Genomic DNA, 12,418 nt, shown 5'->3' on the forward strand with positions numbered 1-12,418 from the left:
CGTCAATACTGGTCGTTGTTGCTGTAGCCCACGAGGTTCTCGAACTTGGTGATCGGCTTCAGGAAGGCCAGTTTGACGGTGCCGGTCGGGCCGTTGCGGTGCTTGCTGATGATCACCTCGGCCACACCCGGCTCCTTCGACTCCTTGTTGTAGTAGTCGTCGCGGTAGATGAACATGATGATGTCCGCGTCCTGCTCGATGGCGCCGGATTCGCGCAGGTCGCTCATCATGGGGCGCTTGTCGGTGCGGCTTTCCACGCCTCGGCTGAGCTGCGACAGCGCGATCACCGGGCACTTGAGTTCCTTGGCCAGCATCTTCAGGCCGCGCGAGATTTCGCCCACGGCCGTGGCGCGGTTCTCGTCGCCCGAGCTGCTGGTCGACATCAACTGCAGGTAGTCGACCACGATCAGGCCAAGGCGCCCGTACTGGCGCGCAAGCCGGCGCGCGTTGGCACGCAGTTCGCTGGTCGACAGGCCCGGCGTTTCGTCGATGTGCAGCGACACGGTGCGAAGCTTCTCGATGGCTTCGGTGAGGCGCGGCCATTCCTCGTCGCTGAGCTTGCCGGTGCGCAGGTGACCCTGGTCGATGCGCCCGATGGAGCCGACGATACGCACCGCGAGCTGCGAGGCACCCATTTCCATCGAGAACACCGCCACCGGCAGACCCTCCTCGAGCGCCACGTGCTCGGCGATGTTGATCGCGAGCGAGGTCTTGCCCATCGATGGACGCGCAGCCAGCACGATCATGTCGCCCGGCTGCAGGCCGGAGGTCATCTTGTCGAAGTCGTGGAAGCCGGTGCGAATGCCCGTGATGTCGTTCGGGTTCTCGGCCATTTCGGTCACGCGGTCGAGCAGCTCGACCACCAGGGAATCCATGCTCTGGAAGCCCTGCTTCATCCGCGTGCCTTCTTCGCCGATGTTGAAGATCTTCTGCTCGGCCTCGTCGAGGATCTTGTCGACCGCCTTGCCCTGCGGGTTGAAAGCGTTGGTCGCAATCTCGTCGCTGGCGGTGACAAGTTTGCGCAGGATCGAGCGCTCGCGCACGATTTCTGCATAGCGGCGGATGTTGCTCGCGCTGGGCACGTACTGCGCGAGCGAGTTCAAATACACCAGCCCGCCGATCTCGTCGGCCTTGCCGAGGTTCTGCAGTTGCTCGTAGACCGTGATCACATCGGCCGGCTTGCTGGCATTGATCAGCCCACCGATGGCGGCATAGATCAGCTTGTGCTCGTGGCGATAGAAGTCGCCGTCGACCAGCAGGTCGCCCATTCGGTCCCAGGCGCCGTTGTCGAGCAGCAGGCCGCCGAGCACGCTCGATTCGGCCTCGATGGAGTGAGGCGGAATGCGCAGTTGAGCGACTTGGCGATCGGCCGACGGGTCATTGTCGGCATAGGAGAAAACGGCGGACATGGACTTCCCTTGCAACCCTGCATGCTAAGCCGCGCACGCGGATGCGCGTGTGGACAAGGTTGTGAATAAACAGTGATCTTCCAGTGCAATCGACTGGATAACCCGAGCGCAGAAAAAGAAAAGCCGCCCGAAGGCGGCTTTTGCTGCAGCGCACTGAGGCGCCGTGGACGATCAGGCGGTTTCGCCGTAGACCGTCACGGTGATGTCGACCACCACGTCGGTGTGCAGCGCAACGCTCACGGTGCTGTCGCCAACAACCTTGATCGGGCCATTGGGCAGGCGCACTTGCGACTTGGCGACCTTGTAGCCTTGCTTGCCCAGTTCTTCGGCGATGTCGCCGTTGGTGACCGAGCCGAACAGACGGCCGTCGACGCCAGCCTTTTGCGTCAGCTTGACGGTCGTGCCACCGAGCTTTTCGCCTTGGGCTTGCGATTCGGCCAGCTTGGCAGCCGCAGCCTTTTCGAGTTCGACGCGCTTGGCTTCGAATTCAGCCTTGTTGGCGGCGGTAGCACGGCGGGCGCGGCCCGTCGGGATCAGGAAGTTGCGTGCATAGCCGTCCTTGACCTTGACGATATCGCCCAGGCCGCCGACGTTGAGAACCTTGTCCAGAAGAATGATTTGCATGGTCTCGGCTCCTTAGACGCGGTGCTGGTCGCTGTACGGCACCATGGCCAGGAAGCGCGCGCGCTTGATGGCGGTGTTCAGCTGGCGTTGGTAGATCGCGCGCGTGCCGGTCAGGCGTGCGGGGATGATCTTGCCGTTTTCGCTGATGAAGTCACGCAGCGTGTCGATGTCCTTGTAGTCGATTTCTTCGACGCCAGCGACGGTGAAGCGGCAGAAGCGCTTGCGCTTGAACAGCAGCGACTGGGTGTTGCGCTTCGGGCGCTTGTCTTTGTTGAATTTCTTGAACGTGGCCATTTGGGGACCTCTTGTCGAAAATTAATCTTGCTGAAAATCCTGGATATGCAGGACCGGATGCTTGCCGTTGCCCGGTGTCGCCAGGAAGCCCTGAAAACGCCAGAGACTTCCCATCGACTGTCTTGCGAGCCGTTCGGCGATGGCGCCGAAGGCAACGGCCTTGAGGGCCGTCTTCACCTGCCTGGGTTTGCCTGCCTCCTGGAGCGTCGACTCGTGTTCGAGCTTCAGATCGATGGCGGGCAAGCCGGCTGGCGTGTATCGCAGGGCTCCGAGTTCGGCAACGGAGGCGGTCAGCAGAAGCTGGTTGACCCCGGTTGCCGTAGCGGCAGCAGTCACGCCATCAGTTGTTGTTGGCGGCGTATTCGGCCTGCTGGGCCTTGCGGGCTTCTTCGCGCTCGACCGTCTTCATCATCGACGAAGGACCGGTTTCAGCCTTCTTCTTCTGGACGGTGAGGTGACGCAGCACGGCATCGTTGAACTTGAACGCGTGTTCCAGTTCGCCCATCACGGCTTGTTCAGCTTCGATGTTGACGCACAGGTAGTGAGCCTTGTTGAGCTTATTGATCTGGTAGGCCAGCTGACGGCGGCCCCAGTCTTCAACGCGGTGGACCTTGCCGCCGCCGGCCGTGATCAGGCCCTTGTAACGCTCCAGCATGGCCGGAACTTGTTCGCTCTGATCCGGGTGGATCAGCAAAATGATTTCGTAGTGACGCATGGCACTCCTTGTGGATTCTTCCGAAGAAGAGGAAAAGCCACCTGCAGCGTCGGGCGCAGTGTGGCAAGGCAAAGCCGGCGATTATAGCCCTGTATCGGCCATCCCGGCAAGAATTCAGTCGTTGAGGGCCTTGTCGAGCGCCGCGGCCTTCTCAGGGCCGACGGCGGCTCGGATCTTCGGCGCCAGCGCCACGAGGTCCTCGTAGCTGGTGGTGCCCTCGACCTGCAGGTTGAGCCGGAAACCCATCAGGCCCAGGCTGCCGGTGAGTTGCGTGGCGATCGGATAGGCGTCCTTGTACCGCTGCTGCTTGCTGCGCCCGGAGCCAGCAGCATCCGCAGCCGGCTTCGGAACTTCGGGGGCCGCGGCCTCCCCGGCCGGCGTCGCCGCAGGCTTGCCGCCCACCGGCGCCAGCACGCCCAGTTCCATCATCTGGTTGATGTCCTCCGCGGTGATGCCCATGCCGGCGGCGATCACGTCATCCACCGAGCGCTTGCCGTCGAACAGGATGAACGCCGATCGCTGGCGCGGCGTGAGCGGCACCGAGCGATCCTTGAGAACCTGCTGGCCGGCGTCTGTCTTTACAAGAATCATGATGGTGTCCCCCGCGAGCTGCCGGGATGCGCCCCGTTAAGCCGCAAGTCTGACATCGGAAACGCATCTTGTTTCAATGACACCAAGCAGACGCGGGAAATCCCCCTGTGGGGATTCCCGCAGTCTGTCGCGCGGCGGGCACATGGCCCAATGCCTTTTGCGGGTCAGCGCTTGGCGAGCTGCTGCCAGGTGTCGATCACACTGTCGGGATTCAGCGAGATCGATTCGATCCCCTGCTCCGCCAGCCACAGTGCGAAGTCCGGATGGTCGCTGGGGCCCTGGCCGCAGATACCGACGTACTTGCCCTGATCCTTGCAGGCCTTGATGGCACGGCTCAGCATCGCCTTGACGGCCGGGTCGCGCTCGTCGAAGTCGGCGGCCAGAAGTTCGAGGCCCGAGTCGCGGTCCAGGCCCAGCGTGAGCTGGGTCAGGTCGTTCGAGCCGATCGAAAAGCCGTCGAAGTACTGCAGAAACTCATCCGCCAGGATGGCATTGCTCGGCACCTCGCACATCATGATCAGCTTGAGTTCGTTCTCGCCGCGCTTCAGGCCGTGCTCGGCGAGCAGGCCGGTCACGCGCTCGGCCTGGCCCAGCGTGCGCACGAAGGGCACCATGATCTGAACGTTGGTCAGGCCCATGTCGTTGCGCACGCGCTTGAGCGCTTCGCATTCCATCGCGAAGGCTTCGCCGAAATCGGCGCTCAGGTAGCGCGCGGCGCCGCGGAAGCCCAGCATCGGGTTTTCTTCTTCCGGCTCGTAGCGGCTGCCGCCGATCAGCTTGCGGTACTCGTTCGACTTGAAGTCGGACAGGCGCACGATGACGGGCTTTGGCCAGAACGCGGCCGCGATGGTCGCGATGCCTTCGGCCACCTTGTCGACGTAGAACGCGCGCGGCGAGGCGTGGCCGCGCGCCACCGACTCGACGGCCTTCTTCAGGTCGTTGTCGACGTTCGGATAGTCGAGGATTGCCTTCGGATGCACGCCGATATTGTTGTTGATGATGAACTCCAGGCGGGCCAGGCCCACGCCGTGGTTCGGCAACTGCGCGAAGTCGAAGGCGAGCTGCGGGTTGCCCACGTTCATCATGATCTTGAGGTCGATCTCGGGCATCACGCCGCGCTGCACTTCGGTCACTTCGGTCTCGAGCAGGCCGTCGTAGATGAAGCCGGTGTCACCCTCGGCGCAGCTCACGGTCACCAGCGTGCCGTCCTTCAGCAGATCGGTCGCGTCGCCGCAGCCGACCACGGCCGGAATGCCCAGTTCGCGCGCGATGATGGCCGCGTGGCAGGTGCGCCCGCCACGGTTGGTGACGATGGCGGCGGCGCGCTTCATCACCGGCTCCCAGTTGGGATCGGTCATGTCGGTGACGAGCACGTCGCCGGCCTGTACCTTGTCCATTTCGCTGATGCTGTGCACGAGCCTCACGGGGCCGGTGCCGATCTTCTGGCCGATGGCACGGCCTTCGGCCAGCACGGCACCCTTGCCCAGCAGCTTGTAGCGCTGCTCGGCCTTGCCTTGCTGCTGGCTCTTCACCGTCTCGGGGCGGGCCTGCAGGATGTAGAGCTGGCCGTCGGTGCCGTCCTTCCCCCACTCGATGTCCATCGGACGGCCATAGTGTTCTTCGATGACCAGCGCGTACCTGGCGAGCTGCTCGACGTCGGCGTCGCTCAGCGAATAGCGGTTGCGCTGCTCCGCCTTGACGTCGGTGGTCTTCACCAGCTTGCCGCTCGCCTTTTTCTCTTCAGGCGTGGCGAATTCCATCTGGATCAGCTTGGAGCCGAGGTTGCGGCGGATCACGGCCTTCTTGCCGGCCTTGAGGGTCGGCTTGTGGACGTAGAACTCGTCAGGATTCACGGCGCCCTGCACCACCGTTTCGCCGAGGCCGTAGCTGGAGGTGATGAACACCACGTCTTCGAAGCCCGATTCGGTGTCGATGGTGAACATCACGCCGGCGGCGCCGAGGTCGGAACGCACCATGCGCTGCACGCCGGCCGACAGCGCGACCACGTCGTGCTCGAAGCCCTTGTGCACGCGGTAGCTGATGGCGCGATCGTTGTAGAGGGAGGCGAACACCTCCTTCATCTTGTGCAGTACGTCGTCGATGCCGACGACGTTCAGGAAGGTCTCTTGCTGGCCGGCGAACGAGGCGTCGGGCAGGTCTTCGGCGGTGGCCGAGGAACGCACGGCAAATGAGGCGGCGGGGTTACCGGCGCTCAGCGTGGCGAAGGCCTCGCCGATGGCTTTTTGCAGGTCGGCCGGGAAAGGCTGGGCCTCGACCATGGCGCGAATCTCGGCGCCGGCGGCGGCCAGCGCGCGCACGTCTTCGGTGTCGAGCGCGGCGAGGCGCTTGCTGATCTTGTCGGCCAGGCCGTCGTGGGCCAGGAACTGTCGGAATGCGTGGGCCGTGGTCGCGAAACCGGTCGGCACCCGCACGCCCTGCGGCAGCTGCGAGATCATTTCGCCGAGGCTGGCGTTCTTGCCGCCAACCGCCTCGACGTCGGTCATTCTCAGGTTTTCAAACGGTACGACCAGGGCGGTCGCGTCGAAAAGTGCAGACATGGGAAAGCTCCAGAAGTTGAAACCGGTGCCGCATGCAGACGGCGCGGCACGATCGTTGTCGTTGCTTTGGGTGCGGGCGCGGTGTGCATGGAAAGAATTGGGGTTGGGAAAGCGGATTCCCGATAATGGCCCGGATTGTAGGCGTGGCAAGGTCGCGCGCGCCGCAGGACAAGGCCGCAAGACCATGCATACACGCACTGTTTTCTTCATTTCCGACGGCACCGGCATCACCGCCGAGACCTTCGGCAACGCCGTTCTGGCCCAGTTCGAGATGAAACCGCGCCATGTCCGGCTGCCTTTCACCGACACGGTCGACAAGGCACACCAGGCGGTGCGGCAGATCAATCACACCGCCGAAATCGAGGGTGTCCGCCCCATCGTCTTCACCACGCTGGCCAACATGGACGTGCTGGAAGTGATCGAAACCGGCTGCAAGGGCATGCTGCTCGACATGTTCGGCACCTTCGTGCGGCCCCTGGAAATCGAACTGGCCGTGAAGTCGAACCACCGCATCGGCCGCTTCAGCGACGTCAGCAAGAGCAAGGAATACAACGCCCGCATCGCGGCCATCGACTTCAGCCTGGCGCACGACGATGGCCAGAGCAACCGCGACCTGCAGGGCGCCGACGTGATCCTGGTTGGCGTGAGCCGCAGCGGCAAGACGCCCACCTCGCTCTACCTGGCGATGCAGCACGGCCTCAAGGCCGCCAACTACCCGCTGATTCCGGAGGATTTCGACCGCCGCCAGCTGCCACCGGCCCTGATGCCGCACCGCAAGAAAATCTTCGGCCTGACGATCCAGCCCGAGCGCCTCAGCGAGATCCGCAACGAGCGGCGCCCCGATTCGCGCTATGCCAGCCTCGAGAACTGCCGCCACGAGGTGAGCGAGGCTGAGGCGATGATGCGACGCGCCGGCATCCGCTGGCTGTCGACCACCACCAAGTCGATCGAGGAGATCGCGACGACGATCCTGCAGGAACTGCGGCCGGAGCGGCTGAACTACTGAGACTTCAAAGAAAAGGGGCCATCGACTTGCGATGCCCCCTTCTTGCATCGGGCAGCCGGTCAGGCAGCCGCCGGCGCGGCGGGCGCCGAAGTGCGGATCAGGTGGTCGAACGCACCGAGCGCCGCCTTCGCGCCGTCGCCGGCCGCGATGATGATCTGCTTGAACGGCACGGTCGTCACATCGCCTGCCGCGAACACGCCGGGCACCGAGGTCTGGCCGCGCGCGTCGACGAGGATCTCGCCGTGCTTCGACAACTCGACCGTGCCCTTGAGCCAGTCGGTATTGGGCACGAGGCCGATCTGGATGAACACGCCTTCAAGCTCGACCTTCTTCAGCTCGCCCGTCGCACGATCCTTGTAGACCAGGCCGTTGACCTTCTGGTCGCCGGTGATCTCGGTGGTCTGCGCGTTGGTGAAGATGTCGACGTTCTTCAGGCTCTGGAGCTTGCGCTGCAGCACGGCGTCGGCGCGCAGGGCCGTGTCGAACTCGATCAGCGTGACGTGGCCCACGATGCCGGCCAGGTCGATCGCCGCTTCGACGCCCGAGTTGCCGCCGCCGATCACCGCGACGCGCTTGCCCTTGAACAGCGGGCCGTCGCAGTGGGGGCAATAGGCCACGCCCTTGTTCTTGAACTCGTGCTCGCCGGGCACGTTGATGTTGCGCCAGCGCGCGCCGGTCGAGATGATGACCGACTTGCTCTTGAGCGAGGCGCCGCTTTCGAGCTGCACTTCGATCAGGCCGTTGCCGGGCACCAGCGCCTTGGCACGCTGCAGATTCATGATGTCGACATCGTAGTCGCGCACATGTTCCTCGAGCGCATGCGCGAACTTCGGTCCTTCGGTTTCCTTGATCGAGATGAAGTTCTCGATGCCCAGCGTGTCTAGCACCTGGCCGCCGAAGCGCTCCGAGGCCACGCCGGTGCGGATGCCCTTGCGCGCCGCGTACACAGCCGCGGCGGCGCCGGCAGGACCGCCGCCGACGATCAGCACGTCGAACGGATCCTTGGCGGCAATCTTCTTCGCTTCGCGCTCGACGCCGCTGGTATCGATCTTGGCGAGGATTTCCTCCAGGCTCATGCGGCCCTGGCCGAACTCGGTGCCGTTGAGGAACACGGTCGGCACGGCCATCACCTGCCGTTCCTTCACTTCGTCCTGGAAGGTGCCGCCTTCGATCATGGTGGTGCGGATGCGCGGGTTCTGCACTGCCATCAGGTTCAGCGCCTGGACCACGTCGGGGCAGTTGTGGCAGGTGAGCGAGACGTAGATCTCGAACTCGAAATCGCCGTCGAGCGCCTTGATCTGGTCGAGCACTGCCTGCTCGACCTTTGGGGGATAGCCGCCGATCTGCAGCAAGGCAAGGATCAGCGAAGTGAATTCATGGCCCATCGGCAGGCCGGCAAAACGCGGGCCGTGGTTTTCGCTCGGGCGATTGACCGAGAACGAGGGCTTGCGGTGGTTGTCGTCTCGGCTTTCGGTCAGCTTGACCAGGGGCGAGGCTTCGGCGACGTCCTTCAGCAGCGACAGCATCTCGCCCGAGGCCTTGCCGTCGTCGAGCGAGGCAACGATCTCGATCGGCTGCGTGGCGCGTTCGAGGTAACTCTTCAATTGGGCTTTGGTGCTGGCGTCGAGCATGAGGGACTCTCTTTCGATAACTGAAAACTATCAACTGGGGACGAAAAAGCCCGGGGCCTCGTGAGCGCCCGGGCTTTCGCGCGGGGCGCTTAGATCTTGCCGACGAGGTCGAACGACGGTGCGATGGTCTTGTCGCCTTCATTCCACTTGGCCGGGCAGACTTCGTTCGGGTGGGCGGCGGTGTAGACCGCTGCCTTGAGCTTGCGCAGGGTTTCCTTGACGTCGCGGGCGATTTCGTTGGAGTGCACTTCGGCGGTCTTGATGATGCCCTCGGGGTTGATCACGAAGGTGCCGCGCAGTGCCAGGCCTTCTTCGGGGATGTGCACGCCGAAAGCGTTGGTCAGCGTGTGGGTCGGGTCGCCCACCAGCGGGAACTTGGCCTTGCCGACGGCCGGCGACGTGTCGTGCCAGACCTTGTGCGAGAAGTGCGTGTCGGTGGTCACGATGTAGACCTCGGCACCCAGCTTCTGGAACTCGGGGTAGTTGTCGGCCGCGTCTTCGACTTCGGTCGGGCAGTTGAAGGTGAAGGCCGCCGGCATGAAGATCAGCACGGACCACTTGCCCTTGAGCGTCTCGTCGGACACATCGATGAACTTGCCGTTGAGGTAGGCCTGGGTCTTGAAGGGTTGGACTTGGGTGTTGATCAGGGACATGGTGATTCCTTGGATGCTTCGGGTGGACAAAATTAAGTGCGAGTCATGAGTATAACTACCAAATAAGACACATTAATAGCATTGAGCTATCAACAACATCGGTGCGGCCTATGAAAAACAAAGGTGTCCTCGCCTTCGTTGCCCGCCCGAATACGAACGCCTATCACCCTCGTACGCATGCAGACCGACCGCGCAGGGGAATGCTTGCGCGGGCCCTCCGAGGAACCGGACAATCCCCTCTTTCAGAACAAGGAAAACGATCATGAAGGGCGACCCCAAGGTCATCGAACATCTGCAGGCGCAGCTCAAGAACGAGCTCACTGCAATCAACCAGTACTTCCTCCACTACCGCATGCTCAAGCACTGGGGCCTGGACAAGCTGGCGAAGAAGGAATACGAGGAATCGATCGGCGAGATGAAGCATGCCGACAAGCTGATGGACCGCATCTTCATGCTCGACGGCCTGCCGAACCTGCAGGACCTGGGCAAGCTGAACATTGGCGAAGACGTGCCGGAACTGCTGCGCTGCGACCTCGGCGCCGAAACCGGCGCGCAAGCGACCATCAAGGACGGCATCGCGCATTGCGAATCGGTGCGCGACTATGTCTCGCGCGACCTGTTGCAGGAAATCCTGGACGACACGGAAGAGCACATCGACTTCCTCGAAACCCAGATCGACCTGATCGACAAGGTCGGGGTGCAGAACTACCTGCAATCGCAGATGGGCGAACTCGAATAAGCGAGGCTTTCGCGCCTGCCGATCAACGGGACTTCGGTCCCGTTTTTTATTGCTTTACGCAACTTAACCAATCACGAATAGCAGTCATTCTCATTTGCACGGATAGAATCCGCGCCTTCGATGATGACTGCCGCCCGCCCCGACACCCGCCGACGAGCCTACTGGCTCAAGACCCTGCACGAATGGCATTGGGTGAGCTCGGCGATCTGCCTGATTGGCATGATTCTGTTCAGCGTCACGGGCTTCACGCTCAATCACGCGGGGCAGATCGAGGCCCGGCCGGCCGTCACGAAGCTGAGCGGTTCGGTCGATGAAGTCCTGCGCACGCAACTCGAAAAGCAGTTGCCAGCCGCCAAGGCCCTCAAGGGAAAGGCGCCCTTGCCCGCCGAACTGCAGGCCTGGGTGCAGAAGCACTGGGACATCGGTACCGCGGGCCGCGAGGCCGAGTGGTCGGACGACGAAATTTATCTCTCGCTCCCCCGCCCTGGCGGCGACGCCTGGCTGCGCCTGAGCCTGGCCGACGGCGAGATCGAGTACGAGCGCACCGACCGCGGCTGGCTCTCCTACTTCAACGACCTCCACAAGGGCCGCAACACCGGTGCCGCGTGGAGCTGGTTCATCGACATCTTCGCGGGCGCCGCACTGGTCTTCTCGATCACCGGCCTGTTCATTCTCAAGATGCATGCGGGCAACCGGCCGTTCACATGGCCGATGGTGGGCATGGGGCTCGTCGTGCCGGCGCTGCTCGCGCTGCTGTTCATCCACTGATTCATTCAACGATCCAGGAAAAGAGGTTTCCCGTGCACGTTCGCTATTCACTCGCGCCGCTGGCCATGTCGGCGCTGTTCGCGGCCCCGGCCTTCGCGTCGGGGCTGGCCGTCAACATCGAGATCCCGCGGCTGAACGTGTCCGAGTACCACCGTCCCTACGTGGCGACCTGGATCGAGCGCGCCGACAACACCGTTGCCGGTACGCTGGGCGTCTGGTACGACGTGCGCACCAAGACCAACAACCCCGAGGGCGAAGGCACGAAGTGGTTGAAGGACATGCGCCAGTGGTGGCGCCGGGGCGGCCGCGAACTCGCGGTGCCGGTCGATGGCGTGACGGGCGCGACCAAGCCGGCCGGCAAGCACCAGCTGAGCTTCACGGAAGGCACGGCCCCCATGCCCAAGCTCGCGCCGGGTGCCTACAAGCTCGTGGTGGAAGCCGCACGCGAAGTCGGCGGACGCGAGGTCGTGAGCATTCCCTTCCAGTGGCCCCCGACGGCAGCGGCGCAACCGACCGCCACGGGCAAGGAAGAGCTCGGCGAGATCAAGCTCGAACTCAAGCCCTGACCGGCGCCCCCTTTTTACCGCCTCACCGCCAGCCCACATCAAGGAACCGCCATGACCCGCTTCACACTGCGCGCCGCCGCCCTCGCCATCGCCCTGGCGGCTGCCGCCTCGCTTGCCCACGCGCACAACGCCTGGCTGCTGCCCTCGTCCACCGTGTTTTCCAAGGCCGACACCGTGACCGTCGATGCCGCGGTGTCGAACGACCTGTTCGTCGCGAACCACGCGCCGCTGCGGCTCGATGGCCTGCAGATCACAGCGCCCGACGGCAGCACCGTCAAGCCCGAAACCGAAGCCAGGCTCAAGCTGCGCAACGTATTCGACGTGAGCGTGGCGCAACCGGGGACCTACCGCATCGCGGTGGTCAACGCCGGCGCCTTCGCGAGCTGGAAGGACAAGGCCACGGGCCAGGCCAAGCGCGCACGCGGCACGGCCGAAAGCATCGGCAAGGAGATCCCGGCCGACGCCCAGGAGGTGACGATCACCCAATCGTCCGGCCGCATCGAGACCTTCGTGACGGTCGGCAAGCCTTCGGCGCTCAAGCCGGTCGGCCAGGGGCTGGAACTGATCTCCACCGGCAGCCCGACCGACCTGGTCAAGGGCGAGAAGGCCGCCTTCACGCTGAACCTCGACGGCCAGCCCGCCAAGGGCCTCGAAGTGACCGTGACGGCAGGCAATACCCAGTACCGCGACAAGCTCGAGGAAATCAAGCTCAAGACCGACGACAAGGGCCAGTTCAGCGTGACCTGGCCAGCCGCCGGGATGTACTGGCTCGACGCCAGCACCAAGGACACCAAGACCACGGTGCCGCAAGCCAAGGAACGCCGCCTGAGCTACGCGGCGACCCTTGAAGTGATGCCCTGACGC

The 12,418-nt window shown here is 63.6% G+C and carries 14 protein-coding genes; 5 read left to right on the top strand and 9 right to left on the bottom strand.

The genetic code is table 11. From position 1 onward, the window contains the following. Positions 1-2: 2 nt before the first annotated feature. From dnaB to ppsA, 7 genes are all read right to left on the bottom strand, one after another. On the bottom strand, positions 3-1,409 hold the full coding sequence (dnaB, locus tag ACEN9N_RS14335; RefSeq protein ID WP_007830785.1) for a replicative DNA helicase: 1,407 nt from the start codon (positions 1,407-1,409) through the stop codon (positions 3-5). Between the two features lie 171 nt (positions 1,410-1,580). Then, entirely contained in the window at positions 1,581-2,033 is a 453-nt protein-coding gene (gene rplI, locus ACEN9N_RS14340; protein WP_007830783.1) for a 50S ribosomal protein L9, read from the bottom strand. 12 nt (positions 2,034-2,045) lie between these two features. Then, the gene (gene rpsR, locus ACEN9N_RS14345) at positions 2,046-2,327 is read right to left on the bottom strand and encodes a 30S ribosomal protein S18 (RefSeq protein WP_007830781.1); all 282 of its coding nucleotides are present in this window, start codon (positions 2,325-2,327) and stop codon (positions 2,046-2,048) included. Positions 2,328-2,348: 21 nt separating this feature from the next. Next, positions 2,349-2,663, bottom strand: coding sequence for a primosomal replication protein N (priB, locus tag ACEN9N_RS14350; RefSeq protein ID WP_007830777.1), 315 nt, complete (start codon positions 2,661-2,663; stop codon positions 2,349-2,351). A gap of 4 nt (positions 2,664-2,667) precedes the next feature. Beyond that, on the bottom strand, positions 2,668-3,042 hold the full coding sequence (rpsF, locus tag ACEN9N_RS14355) for a 30S ribosomal protein S6 (protein WP_007830775.1): 375 nt from the start codon (positions 3,040-3,042) through the stop codon (positions 2,668-2,670). A 114-nt stretch (positions 3,043-3,156) separates the two neighbouring features. Then, the gene (locus ACEN9N_RS14360) at positions 3,157-3,633 is read right to left on the bottom strand and encodes a hypothetical protein (protein ID WP_413314513.1); all 477 of its coding nucleotides are present in this window, start codon (positions 3,631-3,633) and stop codon (positions 3,157-3,159) included. Positions 3,634-3,797: 164 nt separating this feature from the next. Further along, complete coding sequence (gene ppsA / locus ACEN9N_RS14365) at positions 3,798-6,191, bottom strand: phosphoenolpyruvate synthase (RefSeq protein WP_007830770.1); 2,394 nt, start codon at positions 6,189-6,191, stop codon at positions 3,798-3,800. 184 nt (positions 6,192-6,375) lie between these two features. On the opposite strand from ppsA, the gene ppsR reads away from it, so the two are divergent. After that, positions 6,376-7,197 (top strand): posphoenolpyruvate synthetase regulatory kinase/phosphorylase PpsR, encoded by an 822-nt coding sequence (ppsR, locus tag ACEN9N_RS14370; protein ID WP_007830768.1) that lies wholly within the window; start codon positions 6,376-6,378, stop codon positions 7,195-7,197. Positions 7,198-7,256: 59 nt separating this feature from the next. Here the strand turns inward: ppsR and ahpF are convergent, their stop codons facing one another. Together ahpF and ahpC are read right to left on the bottom strand one after the other, a co-directional pair. Beyond that, entirely contained in the window at positions 7,257-8,828 is a 1,572-nt protein-coding gene (gene ahpF / locus ACEN9N_RS14375; RefSeq protein ID WP_007830766.1) for an alkyl hydroperoxide reductase subunit F, read from the bottom strand. An 89-nt stretch (positions 8,829-8,917) separates the two neighbouring features. Continuing rightward, positions 8,918-9,481 carry an alkyl hydroperoxide reductase subunit C gene (gene ahpC, locus ACEN9N_RS14380; RefSeq protein ID WP_007830764.1) on the bottom strand — a complete coding sequence of 188 codons (564 nt, stop codon included), beginning with the start codon at positions 9,479-9,481 and terminating at the stop codon, positions 8,918-8,920. 262 nt (positions 9,482-9,743) lie between these two features. Between ahpC and bfr the strand changes: the two genes are divergently transcribed. From bfr to ACEN9N_RS14400, 4 genes are all read left to right on the top strand, one after another. Beyond that, on the top strand, positions 9,744-10,220 hold the full coding sequence (gene bfr, locus ACEN9N_RS14385; RefSeq protein WP_007830763.1) for a bacterioferritin: 477 nt from the start codon (positions 9,744-9,746) through the stop codon (positions 10,218-10,220). A gap of 123 nt (positions 10,221-10,343) precedes the next feature. Further along, positions 10,344-10,988: a PepSY-associated TM helix domain-containing protein gene (locus tag ACEN9N_RS14390; protein WP_413314574.1), complete on the top strand. Its 645-nt coding sequence runs from the start codon at positions 10,344-10,346 to the stop codon at positions 10,986-10,988. 65 nt (positions 10,989-11,053) lie between these two features. Next, positions 11,054-11,554: a DUF2271 domain-containing protein gene (locus tag ACEN9N_RS14395; RefSeq protein WP_495656387.1), complete on the top strand. Its 501-nt coding sequence runs from the start codon at positions 11,054-11,056 to the stop codon at positions 11,552-11,554. Positions 11,555-11,605: 51 nt separating this feature from the next. Then, positions 11,606-12,415, top strand: coding sequence for a DUF4198 domain-containing protein (locus ACEN9N_RS14400; RefSeq protein WP_495656343.1), 810 nt, complete (start codon positions 11,606-11,608; stop codon positions 12,413-12,415). Positions 12,416-12,418: the final 3 nt, after the last annotated feature.

It is taken from the genome of Variovorax sp. Varisp46 (assembly GCF_059491885.1).

Coding starts and splice junctions, on each gene's coding strand:
- ppsA (WP_007830770.1), bottom strand. CDS start 6,191: ATGTCTGCACTTTTCGACGCGACCGCCCTGGTCGTACCGTTTGAAAAC.
- ACEN9N_RS14395 (WP_495656387.1), top strand. CDS start 11,054: ATGTCGGCGCTGTTCGCGGCCCCGGCCTTCGCGTCGGGGCTGGCCGTC.
- ACEN9N_RS14360 (WP_413314513.1), bottom strand. CDS start 3,633: ATGATTCTTGTAAAGACAGACGCCGGCCAGCAGGTTCTCAAGGATCGC.
- ppsR (WP_007830768.1), top strand. CDS start 6,376: ATGCATACACGCACTGTTTTCTTCATTTCCGACGGCACCGGCATCACC.
- ACEN9N_RS14400 (WP_495656343.1), top strand. CDS start 11,606: ATGACCCGCTTCACACTGCGCGCCGCCGCCCTCGCCATCGCCCTGGCG.
- ahpC (WP_007830764.1), bottom strand. CDS start 9,481: ATGTCCCTGATCAACACCCAAGTCCAACCCTTCAAGACCCAGGCCTAC.
- dnaB (WP_007830785.1), bottom strand. CDS start 1,409: ATGTCCGCCGTTTTCTCCTATGCCGACAATGACCCGTCGGCCGATCGC.
- rplI (WP_007830783.1), bottom strand. CDS start 2,033: ATGCAAATCATTCTTCTGGACAAGGTTCTCAACGTCGGCGGCCTGGGC.
- rpsR (WP_007830781.1), bottom strand. CDS start 2,327: ATGGCCACGTTCAAGAAATTCAACAAAGACAAGCGCCCGAAGCGCAAC.
- bfr (WP_007830763.1), top strand. CDS start 9,744: ATGAAGGGCGACCCCAAGGTCATCGAACATCTGCAGGCGCAGCTCAAG.
- ACEN9N_RS14390 (WP_413314574.1), top strand. CDS start 10,344: ATGACTGCCGCCCGCCCCGACACCCGCCGACGAGCCTACTGGCTCAAG.
- rpsF (WP_007830775.1), bottom strand. CDS start 3,042: ATGCGTCACTACGAAATCATTTTGCTGATCCACCCGGATCAGAGCGAA.
- ahpF (WP_007830766.1), bottom strand. CDS start 8,828: ATGCTCGACGCCAGCACCAAAGCCCAATTGAAGAGTTACCTCGAACGC.